The 16,628-nt window shown below is 46.1% G+C and carries 17 protein-coding genes; 5 read left to right on the forward strand and 12 right to left on the reverse strand.

Translation table 11 applies throughout. From position 1 onward, the window contains the following. Positions 1 to 17: 17 nt before the first annotated feature. Positions 18 to 1,391, forward strand: a complete 1,374-nt coding sequence (locus tag CWI82_RS07955) for an L-serine ammonia-lyase (RefSeq protein WP_130203112.1) — start codon at positions 18 to 20, stop codon at positions 1,389 to 1,391. A 29-nt stretch (positions 1,392 to 1,420) separates the two neighbouring features. Here CWI82_RS07955 and cysB read toward each other — a convergent pair whose 3' ends face one another. Then, positions 1,421 to 2,395: an HTH-type transcriptional regulator CysB gene (gene cysB / locus CWI82_RS07960; RefSeq protein ID WP_092854275.1), complete on the reverse strand. Its 975-nt coding sequence runs from the start codon at positions 2,393 to 2,395 to the stop codon at positions 1,421 to 1,423. 84 nt (positions 2,396 to 2,479) lie between these two features. Between cysB and CWI82_RS07965 the strand changes: the two genes are divergently transcribed. Next, complete coding sequence (locus CWI82_RS07965) at positions 2,480 to 2,818, forward strand: translation initiation factor (protein ID WP_130203113.1); 339 nt, start codon at positions 2,480 to 2,482, stop codon at positions 2,816 to 2,818. Between the two features lie 2 nt (positions 2,819 to 2,820). Here CWI82_RS07965 and CWI82_RS07970 read toward each other — a convergent pair whose 3' ends face one another. From CWI82_RS07970 to CWI82_RS07985, 4 genes are all read right to left on the reverse strand, one after another. After that, positions 2,821 to 4,485 carry an ATP-binding SpoIIE family protein phosphatase gene (locus CWI82_RS07970; protein WP_130203114.1) on the reverse strand — a complete coding sequence of 555 codons (1,665 nt, stop codon included), beginning with the start codon at positions 4,483 to 4,485 and terminating at the stop codon, positions 2,821 to 2,823. 2 nt (positions 4,486 to 4,487) lie between these two features. Next, positions 4,488 to 4,793: an STAS domain-containing protein gene (locus CWI82_RS07975; protein ID WP_130203115.1), complete on the reverse strand. Its 306-nt coding sequence runs from the start codon at positions 4,791 to 4,793 to the stop codon at positions 4,488 to 4,490. A gap of 149 nt (positions 4,794 to 4,942) precedes the next feature. Then, positions 4,943 to 6,229 carry an amidohydrolase family protein gene (locus CWI82_RS07980; protein ID WP_130203116.1) on the reverse strand — a complete coding sequence of 429 codons (1,287 nt, stop codon included), beginning with the start codon at positions 6,227 to 6,229 and terminating at the stop codon, positions 4,943 to 4,945. Next, on the reverse strand, positions 6,226 to 9,327 hold the full coding sequence (locus CWI82_RS07985) for an amidohydrolase family protein (protein ID WP_130203117.1): 3,102 nt from the start codon (positions 9,325 to 9,327) through the stop codon (positions 6,226 to 6,228). The genes CWI82_RS07980 and CWI82_RS07985 overlap by 4 nt, the downstream gene beginning before the upstream one ends. A 126-nt stretch (positions 9,328 to 9,453) precedes the next feature. Here CWI82_RS07985 and CWI82_RS07990 point away from each other — a divergent pair, with 126 nt between their 5' ends. Then, positions 9,454 to 9,924, forward strand: coding sequence for a c-type cytochrome (locus CWI82_RS07990; RefSeq protein WP_130203118.1), 471 nt, complete (start codon positions 9,454 to 9,456; stop codon positions 9,922 to 9,924). Here CWI82_RS07990 and CWI82_RS07995 read toward each other — a convergent pair. Further along, positions 9,921 to 10,553, reverse strand: a complete 633-nt coding sequence (locus CWI82_RS07995) for a cytochrome b/b6 domain-containing protein (protein WP_130203119.1) — start codon at positions 10,551 to 10,553, stop codon at positions 9,921 to 9,923. The genes CWI82_RS07990 and CWI82_RS07995 overlap by 4 nt on opposite strands. Positions 10,554 to 10,611: 58 nt before the next feature. Here CWI82_RS07995 and CWI82_RS08000 point away from each other — a divergent pair, with 58 nt between their 5' ends. Beyond that, complete coding sequence (locus CWI82_RS08000) at positions 10,612 to 10,989, forward strand: response regulator (RefSeq protein ID WP_092854258.1); 378 nt, start codon at positions 10,612 to 10,614, stop codon at positions 10,987 to 10,989. On the opposite strand, the gene tyrA is transcribed toward CWI82_RS08000, so the two are convergent. The 6 genes from tyrA to ffh all read right to left on the reverse strand — a co-directional run bounded on the left by tyrA (position 10,963) and on the right by ffh (position 15,631). Beyond that, positions 10,963 to 12,090, reverse strand: a complete 1,128-nt coding sequence (gene tyrA / locus CWI82_RS08005) for a bifunctional chorismate mutase/prephenate dehydrogenase (RefSeq protein ID WP_130203120.1) — start codon at positions 12,088 to 12,090, stop codon at positions 10,963 to 10,965. The two genes, CWI82_RS08000 and tyrA, sit on opposite strands and share 27 nt — an antisense overlap. Positions 12,091 to 12,187: 97 nt before the next feature. Continuing rightward, positions 12,188 to 12,547: a 50S ribosomal protein L19 gene (gene rplS / locus CWI82_RS08010; RefSeq protein ID WP_092854254.1), complete on the reverse strand. Its 360-nt coding sequence runs from the start codon at positions 12,545 to 12,547 to the stop codon at positions 12,188 to 12,190. Positions 12,548 to 12,567: 20 nt separating this feature from the next. Continuing rightward, positions 12,568 to 13,344: a tRNA (guanosine(37)-N1)-methyltransferase TrmD gene (gene trmD / locus CWI82_RS08015; RefSeq protein ID WP_092854252.1), complete on the reverse strand. Its 777-nt coding sequence runs from the start codon at positions 13,342 to 13,344 to the stop codon at positions 12,568 to 12,570. Further along, positions 13,344 to 13,874 carry a ribosome maturation factor RimM gene (gene rimM, locus CWI82_RS08020; protein WP_130203121.1) on the reverse strand — a complete coding sequence of 177 codons (531 nt, stop codon included), beginning with the start codon at positions 13,872 to 13,874 and terminating at the stop codon, positions 13,344 to 13,346. The genes trmD and rimM overlap by 1 nt, the downstream gene beginning before the upstream one ends. A gap of 27 nt (positions 13,875 to 13,901) precedes the next feature. Further along, positions 13,902 to 14,150 carry a 30S ribosomal protein S16 gene (rpsP, locus tag CWI82_RS08025; RefSeq protein WP_055438631.1) on the reverse strand — a complete coding sequence of 83 codons (249 nt, stop codon included), beginning with the start codon at positions 14,148 to 14,150 and terminating at the stop codon, positions 13,902 to 13,904. A gap of 107 nt (positions 14,151 to 14,257) precedes the next feature. Next, positions 14,258 to 15,631 (reverse strand): signal recognition particle protein, encoded by a 1,374-nt coding sequence (gene ffh, locus CWI82_RS08030; RefSeq protein WP_130203122.1) that lies wholly within the window; start codon positions 15,629 to 15,631, stop codon positions 14,258 to 14,260. A gap of 182 nt (positions 15,632 to 15,813) precedes the next feature. Between ffh and CWI82_RS08035 the strand changes: the two genes are divergently transcribed. After that, positions 15,814 to 16,605 carry a cytochrome C assembly family protein gene (locus tag CWI82_RS08035; protein WP_130203123.1) on the forward strand — a complete coding sequence of 264 codons (792 nt, stop codon included), beginning with the start codon at positions 15,814 to 15,816 and terminating at the stop codon, positions 16,603 to 16,605. Positions 16,606 to 16,628 lie beyond the last annotated feature (23 nt).

Here is a 16,628-nt window from a genome sequence, read left to right on the forward strand (position 1 = left end):
GGAAGCATAATTAATTTATGATCAGTGTGTTTGATATCTACAAAGTTGGCATTGGCCCGTCAAGTTCGCATACCGTCGGCCCTATGCGCGCTGCCTATGAATTTTTAATGGCGGCAGATAAAGCCATAGGCTTAGCAAATGTCGACGAAATTGTGGTGGAACTGTTTGGATCATTAGGCCAGACCGGGAAAGGCCATGGTACCGGCAAAGCAGTTATTCTTGGGTTGGCGGGTGAACAACCGGAAACCGTTGATACCACAACTGTAGATGAATTTTTAAAACGTACCGACGAAACACAACGCTTGGCGTTGTTGGGTGAGCACGAAATTAAATTTCCGCGCGAAGGAGCCATCGTTTTCCATCGCCGCAAAACGATGCCGCGTCACGCTAACGCTATGGAATTGCGGCTCTATAAGAACAATGAAGTTGTCTACAAAGATCTTTATTACTCAATTGGCGGTGGCTTTATTGTTCGCGATGCCGATTTTGAAGAATCACTAGAAGAAGCTATTGAGCAGTCTTCGAAGCCAATTCCATATCCATTTGATAGTTGTGATGAACTATTAAAACACTGTAACGAACATGGGTTACGTATTAGCTCTTTAATGCTAGCAAACGAAAAAGTGTTCCGTAGCGAAGCCGATATCCGCCAAAACCTGATGCATATCTGGAAAACCATGGACGAGTGCATTGAACGAGGCATTCGTACCGAAGGCATTCTTCCTGGAGGCCTTAAAGTTCGCCGTCGAGCCCCGGGCTTATATCAACGTTTAAAGAATGAAAAATCGGCTGATCCAATGCAGACCATGGATTGGGTTGATCTCTTTGCGCTCGCGGTAAACGAAGAAAACGCTGCGGGCGGTCGCGTGGTCACTGCGCCGACAAACGGCGCAGCAGGAATTATACCGGCAGTCATGAAATATGCCGATAAGTTCATTGCGCCTCTGGATGAGGAAACCGTCGTTCGCTTTTTACTAACTTCAGCAGCGATTGGTATTCTATATAAAAAGAATGCGTCAATTTCCGGCGCTGAAGTGGGTTGTCAGGGCGAAGTCGGTGTTGCGTGTTCAATGGCCGCCGGTGCACTCGCCGAATTAATGGGCGGCGGAGTGAGTGCCGTTGAAAACGCTGCAGAGATCGGTATGGAACATAATCTGGGCTTAACCTGCGATCCTGTGGGTGGTTTGGTGCAAGTACCATGCATTGAGCGCAATGCAATGGGGTCAATTAAAGCTATCAACGCCGCTCGGCTTGCCTTGCGTGGTAGCGGTGATCACAAAGTATCGTTGGATAAGGTTATCAAAACCATGTGGGATACCGGCAATGATATGAAAACTAAGTACAAAGAAACCGCACGTGGTGGGCTTGCCGTTAATATCATCGAGTGTTAACCGCTGATAAATGAGCTGCTCCGCCTCGATTAAAGTGTGGGCAGCTCAATATCTCGGAATAATCGATCGATCTCATCTTGCGACTTTTTCATCATCGCCGAGTCAACCAGTGAACGATTTAAATGAGGCGCAAAACCTTCTAGAAAATCATACATGTAGCTACGCAAAAACGTCCCTTTTCGGAAACCAATTTTCGTCGTACTTGGCGCAAATAAATGGGCTGCTGGAATATTAATCAAATCAGCATCGTTATTCGCATCAATCGCCATACTGGCAACTACCCCGACGCCCAATCCCATTCGTACATAGGTTTTAATCACATCAGCGTCGGTTGCAGTAAATACGACATTGGGCTTAATACCGGCTTGATTAAATGCCCGATCAAGCTCTGAGCGGCCAGTAAAGCCATGCACATAGGTAACAATTGGATAGTCACCCAAGTCGGTTATTGTCACTTCACTCAATTTGCCTAACGGATGATCCGGCGGTGTAATGATAGAACGATTCCAGTGATAACACGGCAACATGATGAGGTCTTGATATAAATGCAATGCCTCGGTTGCAATTGCAAAGTCGGCAACCCCCTTTGCCGCCGCCTCACTAATTTGTTCGGGTGAACCTTGATGCATATGCAAACTGACATTTGGGTAACGTTGCATAAAGGATTTGATCATATTCGGCAGTGCATACCGCGCCTGCGTATGCGTGGTGGCTATATTCAATTTACCCTGATTGGGTTGGGTGTATTCACCGGCAACCGCGCGAATGGCTTCTACCTGCGATAATATTTGACGAGCTATCGCAATAACTTCTTCACCCGCAGGTGTCACATGGGTTAGATGCTTGCCACTGCGTTCGAAGATTTGCACGCCCAGTTCGTCTTCAAGCATGCGCACCTGCTTACTAATACCCGGCTGAGAGGTATATAAACTATCAGCAGTCGCTGAAACGTTGAGATTATGATTTAATACTTCGACAATATAACGCAGTTGCTGCAACTTCATGGCATAGCTCGTTTATGACCAAACACTTATGCCAAAAATATATAACACCTAGTCTATTTATTCCAAGTTGAATTTGAGGAAATTGTGAGCAGTCTACAAGAACAACTTCAAAAACTCGGTTTTCAACAAGCCGAAGCGACGCCCGAAAATGTCAGCGACGATACGGCAAGTCCCGTCGATACGTCACAAGTCGTTCGAATTCAACGTCAGACGAAAGGCCGCAAAGGGAAAGGCGTTACCGTGTTAATCGATCTGCCACAACAACCCAAACTTCTCGCTGATTATGCTTCGCAGTTACGCAAAACCTGCGGCGTCGGTGGTGCCGTAAAGGATGGCACTATTGAGTTACAAGGCGATCAACGGGAAAAGGCAAAACTTTGGTTGGAGCAACATGGCTTCAAAGTAAAATTAGCTGGTGGCTAATATTACAGCAGATACTTAAATGATACGGTTCGCGTTGCTGCATCCCAGCTTAGGTCTGTAGTCATCTGGCGTAATAGCTCCAAACCGCGCCCGTGGCTCTTTTCAGTATATTTTGCCAAAGCTGCGACATCTGCAGTCCCCTTGCCACTATCTGTTACACTCACGGTCAATTGTTTGGAACTTGGCTCAAAGTGGACTCGAATACGAATCTCACCTTGTTGTAATCCGTGCAAACGCTCTAAGCGAAGTCGATAGTACTCTGCAAAGCCTTCGGGATCTTGTTTCATAGATGAATCAAGTTCTAGTAGCCCGTGTTCAAGCGCATTGTTAAATGCTTCGGCTAAGAATAAATACACTGTGGTACGGTGGCGGCGCAGATGCGGCAATTGACTCAGCGCTGAGAGAATATGCGCCACTGGATCTATCGTCATTAAATGTTCAGGCTGGAGCACTGATTCAAAAATAAACGGTAGGCCAAACTGCTCAGGTTCAGGTTTCACTTCTCCTAAGCCCGTGGGTTGGCAACTTAAGATGGCTAACGACAAATCGTCATGCAGTGGCGTTTCGCCTCGAAACCGTTCGAGTTCATCAACTAATGAAGCAAAGTCCTCATTGCGAGGATAGCGCGATAACAACATTTCAAGCGCTTCTGAGCCTAAGAACTTATGTTGATGACCAAGTAACTCTGTTACGCCATCGGTAAACAGAGCGATTGAACTACCACGCGGGGCTCGAAATGTTGCGACGCGACTATCAAATTCATGATCATCAACAACACCTAATGCCATGTGCGCCGGACTCAGGCGCTTTAAAATTTCACCATGTTCGTTAAACAACAATGCAGCGGGCATACCGCCATTCCAATACGTAACACGCTCACCGTTTGCTGATAATTCCAATAAAATTGCGGCGCAAAACATGTCATCAGGTAAAAGCCGACTCATACGGTAGTTAAACTCTGTGACCATTTCAGCTACAGAAACGCCGCGATCAGACATTGCAAAAAAAGCTTGTGAGAGCGGCAACGCACCGGTAGCCGGAGCTAGGCCATGCCCGGTAAAGTCGGCCATAAGCATATAAATATTTCCCAACGGACCTGGTGCAATCAGGCACAAATCGCCGTTGAATTTAGACACTGGGGTCAAATAGGTGTGAACGTGGGCATATTCGAGATAATTGCGACTCAGAGCGTTTTGAAAGATGTGTTCAACGAGCTGATGCTCTCGGTCGACACGTGCTTTGTGCCAAGCTAACGATTGTCGTAAACCATCGATTTGATCTTGGGCTACCTGTAATTGCTGCAGATAGAGTAGACGTTGTTGCAAAAGTCCGGATGCTAACGGCCATAACAAAGCATCTGAGGCTAGCATACCTAACCGTTCAAATAGTATTGGGTTGTCAGTAATCACAATACTTTTAATCGTCTTTGACGGTATGAACTCTCGTATTCTACTCAGAGAATCGGATCCAATATCACCTGCCGCAACTATACAAACAATTGAGTTATTACGTATCGGTTTGTTTGGAAATTCCGCTAACGAACAAGTGGCAACATCACAGTGTTTAGCTGAATAGAGTTGCGCAATAACTTCTCGCGCAATACTTGAGCCGTCATCGATAACCGTAACGTGACACGATGGGGTTGCAGGCTCGTAAAAATTAGCCATCACTATTCAATAACAAATAATTTATCGAAGCGCGAAATATCTAAAATACTTCTTACCTCAGGTCGACAATTAATAATATGTATACTTTTAACTGATTTCCCTAACGATTTACGCATATTAAGAAGCATCCCCAACGCGGAGCTATCTAAATATTCAGTTTCTCGTAAATCGATAAATACGGTCGGTTGTTGGTCACCTACGTTACTGTATGCCTGACGAAATTCTTGAACCAAACCGAAATCGAATTTTCCTTTAATGGCGATAATCAGCTCTTTTCCGTCATTGGAAAATTGGCGGTGTAATGGCATCGTTTGTTCCTTTTTAGATAGCTTTCTATAAATACTGCCAATTACTGTGCACTAACACAATACTTACTTTTGATAGTTTTGCTAAAACACAATAAAAAGCCAGAACAGTGTTCTGGCTTTCTCGTAAGGCTCATCAAATAAGCATTTCTTTACGGTTTTTGACGATATTTTTGATACAGCTGATTATGACGATTGTTAAGATCAACTTCCGCACCATCGATAAACATCAATCGCACTTTTTGGCCGAGTTGATCCATCACATCCCCGTCAGAAACAAAGAGTGATGCGTGCTTACCAACTTCTAGTGAACCAATTTTATCGGCTACGCCCATCACTTCTGCAGGTTTTAGCGTAATCGCCGCTAATGCTTGGTCTTTACCAAGACCAAAAGCCACGGCATTACCAGCTGCAAAAGCAAGGTTACGAATATCCCAAAAGCCAGTTGAATAGGCGATTGCGAAATCAACACCGGCTGCTGCGAGAGCCGCTGGCGCTGCGTAAGCTTGGTCATAAGCCTCATCATGACGCGTTGGTAAGCCATACGGTTCGCCGTAGACAACTGAGATATCTTGCGCTGCAAGTTTATCAGCAATACGCCAAGCGTCGCGGGCACCTACCAAAACAAGCTCAAAGCCCCACTCTGAGGCCAACTCCATCGCTTGCTCCATTTGGCGTTTGTCGTGAGCATGAACAAACAACTTACTGGAACCATCAAATAGTCCAGTCATTGCTTCCCAACGCACATCAGTACCATTGAGTTCGTTCGCTTGCTTCGCATCGTAATAAGCTTTCGCATCAACAAATGCAGCTTTCAATTTTTTCAAATCTTCAGCATTGGCTTTACGTTGCTCTTCCGGCGACCGGCGTTCCCACCACGAAGTGTTAATGCCAACTCGAGGCCAATTAACATGAACGCCAACGTTGAGCGCTTCGGCAGCGTCTTCGAACGTCCAGCCATCAGTTTGTAACAAGCTTGAACGACCAGCAATGAGATTTCGTTGCGGGACAATTTCAGCGTGCGTGATACCGTTGTAGCGAACAGTAGGAATAACTTCTGAATCAGGGTTGTAAGCTGTATGTCCACTCACTTCCGGTGTGATATCCCCGACTTCACTCATATCATTGGTAGCACGAACCGCAGCGAGCTCGATCAAACCCAAGGTTGTATCTAATGCAACAATACCTGGATAAACCTGCTTACCCGTTACATCGATAACACGGGCATTTTCAGGTACTGCTAGGTTCGAGCCAATCGCGGTGATTTTGCCGTTTTCGAACAACAAGTCGGTATCGGCTAACACACCATTGGTGACCGTGTTAAGCGTACCGCCTTGCAACAACACTGGTTGCTCTTGCGTTTTACCAGGAACCATATCATGGGCAACGGCTGCCGCACTCAAACTCGCAGCAACAACGGCTGTTATTAACTTTTTCATAGTTGCTCTCCTTGATGTGCTTGCACATGTAGATGTTCGCCATGAACGGTAAATTGTTCGCTCCAAACATCATGATTATCATCACAATGCCAAGTTGGTTGAGGTTTCTTATAGCCATTACCGTTGCCGTTTCGAGCGCTTTCAGGGCTACGTAGTAACTTCTGAATCAATTGCTGCTTTTCAGTTTCTAACTGAGCACGCAGTTGCATGTCACGCGCACGGTCAAAATATTTACGAGCATTGATCCAAGTTTCCTCAACTGCTGAATAAGCGCTGAGTGGGTGACCATTCCAGATAACAAAGTCGGCATGTTTACCTTCTTTGATACTACCCACGTACTGATCTACTTTCAGTTGTTTCGCTGGGTTCAACGTGATCATTTGCAACGCTTCGTGCTCAGACATACCACAGTAAGTCACTGATTTCGCAGCTTCGGTATTCAAGCGACGTTGCAGGTCATTACTATCTGAGTTGATACTTGTTAACACGCCTTTTTCTGACATTAAACAAGCGTTTTGCGGAATCGCATCATACACTTCAAATTTAAATGCCCACCAGTCTGCAAACGTCGAGCCACCGGCACCGTGCTTCGCCATTTCTGAAGCGACCTTGTAGCCCTCAAGAATGTGCGTAAAGGTGGTCAAGGTAAAGCCAAACTCTTCGGCCAGTCGCAACAGCATCAGAATTTCTGATTGAACATAAGAGTGAGCATGAACAAAACGTTCGCTACGCAGAATTTCAAGCAACGTTTGCAAACGATAATCAGGACGCGGTGGCGCGGTTTTCGCTTTTTCACTGCGACTTAATTTTTCGTAGGCATCCATGCGCTGTTTGTACTCTCGCGCAGCTGTGAAACCATCACGCATAACCGCTTCAACACCCATACGGGTTTGCGGATAACGTACCGTGAACGTGGTTCCCCAGTTACTTTGTTTCACGTTTTCACCTAGCGCAAATTTAATGCTTGGTGGTGCTGCGTCGAACTTCAATGTGTTTGCATCCGCACCCCAACGCAATTTAATGACTTGCGCCTGACCACCAATTGGGTTTGCAGAACCATGCAGCAACTGCGCCATAGTGGTACCACCGGCAAGTGAACGATAGATATGGATATCATCTGGATTCACCACATCACCGATGCGTACTTCTGCGGTAATTGCTTCAGAACCTTCATTTACACCGCCTTCGATTGCAATGTGCGAGTGCTCATCAATAATCCCTGGCGTGACATGCTTACCAGTGCCATCAATCACCGTGTAACCAGAAGGCGTACGTAAGTCTTTACCAATACGATAGAACTCACCATCGCGAATCAACACATCAGTATTCTCAAGCACGCCAGCTTCATCGGCTGTCCAAACAGTCGCATTCTTAATGTGCACATTCTGACGCTCAGGCAAACCGTCTAAGCCATAAGCCACATTTGGGAATGTTACTTTACTGACGTACTCAGAAACGGTATTTGCTGTGCTATCTGTTGCCGACTCACCTGCAGCCGTACGATTTGCAGTTAGCGGGAGCTCGCGACCATCTGGCGCAATTGCAACGCCAGTAAAACCGTCCGCAGATGCTTGTTCAAGACGCATACGCCATGCACCGTCTAAACCAGCGAAGTTTGCATCAACCACGAACTCAACTGTCGAATCGGTGCGCTTGGCGTCGCGAATCTTATTACTGTTGAACTCACCTGAAATCGATTTGCCTGATTTCAATACAAGTTCTGCTTGCTGGTTCGCTACAGTCACAGCCAATGTTCCGCCGAAATCAGCTTGATTTAGCGGCGCAAGCTCAACCTCGCTACCTTGTAACCAAACTGATTTAATCGTGCCGCTGGTGAACAAGTCGCCTTCAGCAATCACGAAATCGGCCATGTAACCCGGAGCCAGTTTACCGGCTTTATCACTAACACCAGCAATCTTCGCCGGTACCGTGGTTAACGCTGCAAGCGCCTTATCCGCATCTAAACCATGCTGCACAGCACGGCGCAAATTCGGCCAAAAATCATCGGCCTTTTTCAACTCATGCAATGTAAATGAAAAGTCGATATCTGCCTGAGCCAAAGCCGCCGCATTACCTGGCGCACGTTCCCAATGACGCAAATCAGCTAAGCTGACATCTAAATGGTCATCGACCCCTTTAACATCTGGAGCGGCTGGGAAATTAAGCGGCAGGATAATCGCTGACTTAGTGTTTTTGATCGCATCCAGACGGGCATATTCATAGCCTGAACCTAAGAACGTTACCGGAACTTGGAATTGCGAAAGCACATCGTACGCGCGCAACAGTGAGCGGTCGTCAGAAACTTTGAATACCAGCCCTTCTTGTTCAACATTGGCAAGCTCAGCTAATGCCGCATTGTATTCAACAGGACGGTTGTAAGCATCTTTGCCATACGCTTGCTCATACCAGTTTGCATCAGACAAAGTTTGACGAATCAGCGCAATTGAACCCATTAATGATGACGGATATTGCTGTAATGATGAGCCTTTATCAAACGAACCAAAATGGCGCGCACGTGGGTTATAAACGGCATTGTTAGCAATTGTATCCGCGAGTGATACGGTAACCGCTTGCCCTTGGAAAATACCATCTAAACGAGCACTTTGAACCGCGGTGAAACCTTGATTGATGTAATCTTTTGCTGATTTACTATCCGTTGCAAATTTATCCACCCAGTCAACTTGTGAGTGAATTGCGTCATTCGCTGCATTACCACCTTCACGTTTATTATTGTACTGCGGTGTGGTACTGCGATACGGCGCGCGATTTGGCTTTTCAACGGCCGGTACGCCGTAATTACTATAGGCATCAATGAAGCCCGGATAGATGGTGTGTCCGCTCACATCAATAACGCGAGCTCCTTCTGGCGCTCGGTTATTGCGAGCAACGGCCACGACTTTGCCGTTTTTAATCACCAACGTTGCATTTTCTAGCTTTTTTCCTGGTTCCGTCACAATTGTTGCATTTTGCAATGCAATAAATGTTGACGAATTATCATGTAAACCACGCACTGGTGTCGTTTGCGAAGCCGCTGCCACCAATGGCAACGCTGCACAAACTGACAGTGCCAGTTTACTGAGATGTTTAATCCCGTTCATCTGGTTCCCCTTTTATGATTTTTACGGTTATCATGTCCACATTAAAGGGGATCAATGACTATGCGCAATCCATTTAAGGATGAAAAGCGTATTGCAGTCGTTAAACAACACAATTAGGAGAACAACATGAAGTCAATATTCAAGGTCGCAGGTAGTTTCGTCAGCATTGTTGCACTGACTGTTTCTGCAAGTGCAATTGCACAACATGCGTTTAATGATGCTGACAAAGCTGTCGAGTACCGTCAAAAGGCATTATCAATTATGCAAAACAACTTTGCCGTGATGGGCGATATGGTGAAAGGTGATATCGAATTCGACGGCACTATTTTTACCGAGCGCGCGAATGATTTTGCCGCATTAACGAGCATTCCTTGGGTTGGCTTTAGCCAAGAAGGTGCAATGCCTGGTAATAATACTGATGCGTTACCAGCTATTTGGGATAACTGGGAAGACTTCGTCGAGCGTTCAGAGCAGTTGCAACAAGATGCTAAAGCATTGCAACAGGCAGCCGCCTCAGGTGATCAAGGCGCTATTCGAAATGCCTTCATGACAGCCGCTCGCAACTGCAAGGGCTGCCACGATCAGTATAAAGACTAATTAATCCAATAATATAACGCAGCAGCGATAATCGCTGCTGCGATTATTCCAACGATACCTGGTACCAGTTTCGGTGCTGCAACCCCTTCGCGATAACCGTGTATCATTGCACTTATTAGGTTGATACCACGAAGCCGATACAGAATAATCGCGACAACGTGCACGACAATCACAGCCAGTAAGACATTGAAAATCGTTTCATGCACTTCACCGGCTATTTCACTGAAATCACTGCCAACACTGCTCGCTAATGGCCCCGAATAAAAGATGTCATCACTGGCAAATAATCCCGAACCAAATTGCACCAATAATAATAATAACAATGCGAGTACAGCCCAGCCGCCCGCTGCATTATGCGTGTTTGATGGCTGATAATGCCCAGATTTAAATTCAGAAATATGTTGAGAAATAGCTTTAGGGCCTTTGACAAAACGCGAAAAACGCGCAGATTCGCTCCCCAAAAATCCCCATAGAACGCGCGTAATAACTAACGCCCCAAGTATTCCCGCAAGTTGTAGATGACGATCCATCAGCCCTTCTTCTGCGGTGTACCACATGAGTACCACCAGAATAACCATCAACCAATGACTTAACCGAACAAAGCTATCCCAAATTTTTACCCGTTGCATTTTCAGTCGTCCTTCTGTTCAATACAGTATTATTCTTTTAGCAGTATAGGATAGAACAATGAGCCAATCAGCTAATAAAGTATTAATTGTTGACGACGATTATATTTCGCTCGAAGTGTTACGTGCCATGGTTCAGCAATATCCTGTTGAGGTCATCACTGCAGAAACAGGCAAAGAAGCGGTTGCACTGGCAGTGGAGCAACGCCCTGCACTGGTTCTCTTGGACCACGAATTACCCGATATTAATGGGATTGATGTGTACTGTGAAATAGTTGCTCAGCTTGGCGATGCCGCACCGCAAGCAGCCATGATCACCGGTCATCAACATGACGATTTTGCGCAACATTGTACTGCAGCAGGCATTGACACTTTTCTACATAAACCGGTTAGTCCAAAGCAACTCGCTGATTTACTTCGTATCGCCAGCGACGTCTAATAAGCGTTGGCTTTCAGTTAAAAATTTCTGTGCGAAATCACCGAAATACTCACGAATATGTTCAAATCGTCGAATAAATCCGGCCTTATTGCCTTGTTCAAGTTCTGATAATAACTGCTCGAACAAACGTACATAGCGACGTAGCATTGAGAAATTGTGTGGTTCCGACAAAATAATGTCTGCGTATAAATGAGCATCTTGCGCAAATAATCGGCCGACCATCATTAACTCAAGCCGATAAATGGGGGAGCTTAATTCTAGCAACTGTTGTACGTCGACTTTTTCATGGGCAAGATGAGCGCCGTAAACAAAGGTCGATAAATGACGCAAGACCTGCACAAAAGACATTGCTTGATCGTGCTCACTCGCATCAATAAATTTTATCTGTGCGCCCCAACGTTGAATGCTCTCTAACACCCATTGATAGCTTTCTTCATCGCGGCCGTGACAGGCAACCATTAATTGCTTTGCAAGGGTTACTTGCTGCGGCCCAAACATTGGGTGAAGGCCCACTACTGGGCCACTATGTTTCGCTAGCATAGCTGCCAATGGCTTTTGTTTGATACTCGTCACATCAGCAAGCACACAACTGGGCGGAAGTACTGGTAATGCTTCAATAACATCGACGGTGGTAACAACAGGAACGGCAATCAGCACCAAATCGGCTTGTGCGCAATATAACTCCGTCATTTCCCAGTTATCTTTTTCAATGATGTTGACGGCAGCACCAGCCGATTCGAACAATCGAACGAACAACTTACCGAGTGCGCCAGCACCACCAAAAATAACCACCGATTTCGTCTCTAGATGAACATCTGCAGCTTGCTGCTGTTGATAAGACTCACGAATAACTCGACGTAACACATCCTCGATCAATTCAGGCGATAGACCAACTTGAGCGGCTTGCTCGCGGCGGTTGACCAGCATTGCAGCTTCGCGTTCTGGCACATATAAAGGTTGCCCTAACTTACGTTTTACTACGCCAACTTTGCTTGCTAATTGACGTCGCTGTAATAACAATCGCACCAACTCACTGTCCGTTTCGTCAATTTGTTGACGCAATACGTCTAGCTCATGTTGTTCGTGCTTTGAATTCGGCATGTCCTCAACTCCGCAGGGCAATTTAGTGTGTAATAGCGCATTTGTACCATAAAAAAACCCGCCAGCGGCGGGTTTTTTCGAATAAGCTTGATGCTTATTAAGACAACTTCTCGCGGATACGTGCAGATTTACCTGAACGCTCACGGAGGTAGTAAAGCTTAGCACGACGTACCGCACCTTTACGCTTCACAACAATGCTATCTACGATTGGGCTGTGTACTTGGAAAGTACGCTCAACGCCTTCGCCGTTCGAGATTTTACGAACAGTTACTGCGCTGTGTAAGCCACGATTACGCTTTGCGATAACCACGCCTTCAAATGCCTGAATACGCTCACGGTTACCTTCGGTTACCTTAACATTAACGACCACTGTATCACCCGGCGCGTACGCTGGAAGGTCGCTTTTCAATTGCTCGTCTTCGATCGCTTTGATCAAATTTTGGTTTACTTTTGCCATGATAGCCTCACTTGCCTAGATTAACTGCCCGAACCTGTATCAGAAGCATCTTCATGTTGCTGAATGAATTCATCCAACAACTGCCTCTGCTCGTCAGTCAGAGCTAGGTGTTTTAACAATTCAGGACGTCGCAACCAGGTTCTCCCAAGAGACTGCTGCAAACGCCACTTGCGTATATTTTCGTGGTTTCCGCTGAGTAATACTGCGGGAACCGCCTCACCATCTAAAACTTCAGGTCGTGTATAGTGTGGGCAATCTAACAAGCCATCGGCAAATGAGTCCTCGCTAGCTGAATCTTGATGCCCCAAAACACCGGGAATCAAGCGTGCTACCGTGTCAATCATCACCATGGCGGGTAACTCACCACCACTTAACACGTAATCTCCAATCGACCATTCTTCATCAACGTGACGAGTAATTACTCGTTCATCAATGCCTTCATAGCGACCGGCGATTATGATGAACTTGTCATGCTGAGCTAACTCATGAGCACCAGCGTGATCAAGTTTGCGACCTTGAGGTGACATATAAATCACCTTGGTATTGGCGCCAAGCTGTTGTTTGGCTGCTGCAATCGCATCAGTGAGCGGTTGCACCATCATCAACATGCCAGGACCTCCGCCATAAGGGCGGTCATCAACAGTGCGATGCCGATCTTGGGTAAAATCGCGTGGGTTAATCAGTTGGATATCCAACACCCCATCACGAACAGCCCGACCAGTCACACCGTTATCGGTAATGGCCTGAAACATTTCAGGAAAGAGGCTAATGACCCCTACCTGTAATTTTGCAGTCATTAAAAGTCCGACGGCCAATCCACAACAATACGTTTGTTTTCTTTGTCGACTGCTTGTACATATTGACTCTGAATAAACGGAATCAATCGTTCTGAGCGACCAAATGCATCGTTGCTATTCGCTTTCACCACCATCACATCATTCGATGCTGTGGCCATAATCTGGTCTACGACTCCCATGTCATAACCGTCAGTATTCACCACGGTCATACCAATCAAATCGCGCCAGTAAAATTCATCCTCTGGCAATTCAGGTAGTTGCTCTGCATCAATAATGATTTCCGCGCCTGTAAACACATGGGCTTGGTCACGATCTTCGACACCAGCTAACTTTGCAATGAGTCCTTTATTATGTCGACGCCATTCTTCGACTTGAACTGCTTGCGTTTTACCCTGCTTAATAATTTGCCAAGGGCTGTATTCAAAAATGGCTTCCGGATCATCGGTATAGCTTTGAACTTTAATCCAGCCTTTTATGCCATACACTGCGCCCAGTTGACCAACGACGACGGTTTCAGCAGGAGTATTCATAGCCACCTATAATACGGATTTAATTCATTAAGCCGCGCTGCGCGCGTCTTTAACTAACTTCGCTACACGCTCAGAAAGTGATGCACCGTTAGATACCCAGTGATCAACACGATCTAAATCAACGCGCAATTTTTCTTCCTGGCCACGAGCGACCGGGTTGAAGAAGCCTACGTTTTCAATAAAACGACCGTCGCGGGCATTGCGACTGTCAGTAACTACCATTTGGTAGAATGGGCGTTTTTTAGCGCCACCACGTTGTAAACGAATGGTTACCATTACGTTCCTCGATACAGTTTCTAATGTTAAGTAAATAAAAAAGTCTCCGACCGGGGTCGAAGAGGTCGTGGAATTTACCCGAAATTTAGTCCGAATGCAAGTTTTTACTAGCCTTTCGGGAACATTCCTGGTGGCATTTTCCCACCCATTCCGCCAAGACTGCGCATCATCTTCGCCATGCCGCCGCCTTTCATTTTTTTCATCATTTTTTGCATTTGCATAAATTGCTTGAGCAATTTGTTCACATCTTGTACTTGCGTACCAGAGCCAGCCGCTATACGACGTTTGCGCGAACCTTTGATTAAATCCGGGTACTCACGCTCTTTTGGGGTCATGGAATTAATAATTGCTTCCATACGAACGGTCATCTTGTCATCAAGCTGCCCTTTCACCTGAGCTGACATTTTTCCCATGCCGGGAAGTTTGTCCATGAGGCCCATCATGCCGCCCATATCACGCATTTGTGCTAGTTGATCACGGAAATCCTCTAACGAGAACTTACCTTCTTTCATTACTTTCTTGGCGACCTTCTCAGCCTTACTGCGATCAACCTTGGTTTCTAGCTCATCGATTAACGACAGCACGTCACCCATACCTAAAATGCGTGAGGCAACACGATCTGGATGAAACGGTTCTAATGCTGTGTTCTTTTCACCGACACCTAAGAATTTAATCGGTTTACCGGTGATGTGACGAATGGATAAAGCTGCACCGCCGCGCGCGTCACCGTCGGTTTTCGTTAAAATCACACCCGTTAGTGGGAGAGCTTCGCTAAATGCTTTGGCTGTGTTCGCAGCATCCTGACCCGTCATCGCATCAACTACAAATAGCGTTTCTACCGGATTAATCGCTTGGTGCAAGGCTTGAATTTCAGCCATCATGGCTTCATCAATGGCGGTACGACCGGCGGTATCCACTAACACAACGTCAAAAAACTTCTTGCGCGCATGAGCAATAGCATTTTGCGCAATCGTTACTGGTTTTTGCTCAGTGTTTGAAGGAAAAAATTCAACTTCTACTTCGGTAGCTAATGTTTCGAGCTGTTTGATTGCAGCGGGACGATAGACGTCTGCACTCACAACAAGAACTTTTTTCTTCTGTTTTTCGCGCAAATAACGCGCTAGCTTGCCCACACTAGTGGTTTTACCCGCACCTTGCAGACCAGCCATCAAAATAACCGCAGGAGGTTGCGCCGCAAGATTAATTGGGACATTACCGTCGCCCATGGCATGCTCGAGTTCTTTCTGGACTATTTTTAAGAATACTTGTCCAGGGGTTAAACTCTTGTTTACTTCTACGCCAAGCGCTTGCTCTTTTACGCGACTTACAAACTCGCGCACCACGGGTAACGCGACATCCGCTTCCAGCAACGCCATGCGGACTTCGCGTAGGGTATCCTTAATGTTTTCTTCGGTGAGTCGGCCTCGACCGGTTATGTTTTTCAACGATTGCGACAATCGTTCGCTTAAATTCTCAAACATGCGAATCTGCTCACTCTCTGTTGGCACTTATTCTGTTGGTACTTATCTATTAGCATTTAAGTCGATATGGCGGCGAGTATATCGCAAATCAAGCAAAGTTTCCTGATCCTATTGGGTTTGAGCGCGACAATGCATATACTTGGAATATTCTCATTCTTAACCACAGTAAAATGATAACCGCCATGACCATATTGCTTCTGTTCAGTGTCGCACTATATGTACTCTCAGCCATATTGTTATGGCGTAATCTGGTGCAAGCGAAACCAGCGTCGTGGCTATTATTCGTTGTGCCTTTGCTCGCTATCGTTAGTCATGTGGCCTTGCTCTGGGAATATTTGGAAACTGATCACTTTAATCACTTAAATATCACCACCAGTCTAAGCACCGTCGCATTACTACTCGCAAGCTTAACCCTGCTGCGTAACCGCCGCGCGGGGGGGCTGTTACTGAGCCCAATTATTTATATTTTTGCCGCAGTCAGCGTCATTCTCATGGTCGTGAGCCCGGTTAATTGGGGAGCGCCGCTGAGCGAAGCACATGGCTTGGTCATCCACATACTGCTGTCATTACTCGCCTATGCAGTACTCATGTTGGCGACTTTGTACGCGGTTCAACTGCTTTATCTCAACTATGTGTTGAAACACCACCGTTCACAAGCATTAACCGGTTTATTACCGCCATTAATGACAGTGGAGCGTTATTTCTTTCGGTTATTGAGTGCCGGTACCTTGTTGTTGGCAGTGGCCATAATCAGTGGCTTTATTTTCCTCAATGATATGTTTGCACAGGGACAAGCTCACAAAACTGTGCTCAGTTTAGTTGCATTTAGTTTGTATGCTGCGGTGCTGTACTTGCATCAGGTTAAACAAGCCAGAGGTCGAACACTGGTTATTACGAGTGTCGCCGCCAGCATTATTTTATCGCTTGCCTACTTTGGTAGCAGATTCGTCAAAGATATTATACTTTCGCTGTAATTAATGGCTGAAAAGCTATCGAA

The organism is Pseudidiomarina tainanensis (assembly GCF_004214835.1).
Lineage (GTDB): Bacteria > Pseudomonadota > Gammaproteobacteria > Enterobacterales > Alteromonadaceae > Pseudidiomarina > Pseudidiomarina tainanensis.

Coding starts and splice junctions, on each gene's coding strand:
- CWI82_RS07980 (WP_130203116.1), bottom strand. CDS start 6,229: ATGAAAAAGTTAATAACAGCCGTTGTTGCTGCGAGTTTGAGTGCGGCA.
- trmD (WP_092854252.1), bottom strand. CDS start 13,344: ATGACTGCAAAATTACAGGTAGGGGTCATTAGCCTCTTTCCTGAAATG.
- cysB (WP_092854275.1), bottom strand. CDS start 2,395: ATGAAGTTGCAGCAACTGCGTTATATTGTCGAAGTATTAAATCATAAT.
- CWI82_RS07995 (WP_130203119.1), bottom strand. CDS start 10,553: ATGCAACGGGTAAAAATTTGGGATAGCTTTGTTCGGTTAAGTCATTGG.
- ffh (WP_130203122.1), bottom strand. CDS start 15,631: ATGTTTGAGAATTTAAGCGAACGATTGTCGCAATCGTTGAAAAACATA.
- CWI82_RS07970 (WP_130203114.1), bottom strand. CDS start 4,485: ATGGCTAATTTTTACGAGCCTGCAACCCCATCGTGTCACGTTACGGTT.
- rimM (WP_130203121.1), bottom strand. CDS start 13,874: ATGAATACTCCTGCTGAAACCGTCGTCGTTGGTCAACTGGGCGCAGTG.
- CWI82_RS07990 (WP_130203118.1), top strand. CDS start 9,454: ATGAAGTCAATATTCAAGGTCGCAGGTAGTTTCGTCAGCATTGTTGCA.
- rpsP (WP_055438631.1), bottom strand. CDS start 14,150: ATGGTAACCATTCGTTTACAACGTGGTGGCGCTAAAAAACGCCCATTC.
- tyrA (WP_130203120.1), bottom strand. CDS start 12,090: ATGCCGAATTCAAAGCACGAACAACATGAGCTAGACGTATTGCGTCAA.
- CWI82_RS07955 (WP_130203112.1), top strand. CDS start 18: ATGATCAGTGTGTTTGATATCTACAAAGTTGGCATTGGCCCGTCAAGT.
- CWI82_RS08000 (WP_092854258.1), top strand. CDS start 10,612: ATGAGCCAATCAGCTAATAAAGTATTAATTGTTGACGACGATTATATT.
- CWI82_RS07985 (WP_130203117.1), bottom strand. CDS start 9,327: ATGAACGGGATTAAACATCTCAGTAAACTGGCACTGTCAGTTTGTGCA.
- CWI82_RS08035 (WP_130203123.1), top strand. CDS start 15,814: ATGACCATATTGCTTCTGTTCAGTGTCGCACTATATGTACTCTCAGCC.
- CWI82_RS07975 (WP_130203115.1), bottom strand. CDS start 4,793: ATGCCATTACACCGCCAATTTTCCAATGACGGAAAAGAGCTGATTATC.
- rplS (WP_092854254.1), bottom strand. CDS start 12,547: ATGGCAAAAGTAAACCAAAATTTGATCAAAGCGATCGAAGACGAGCAA.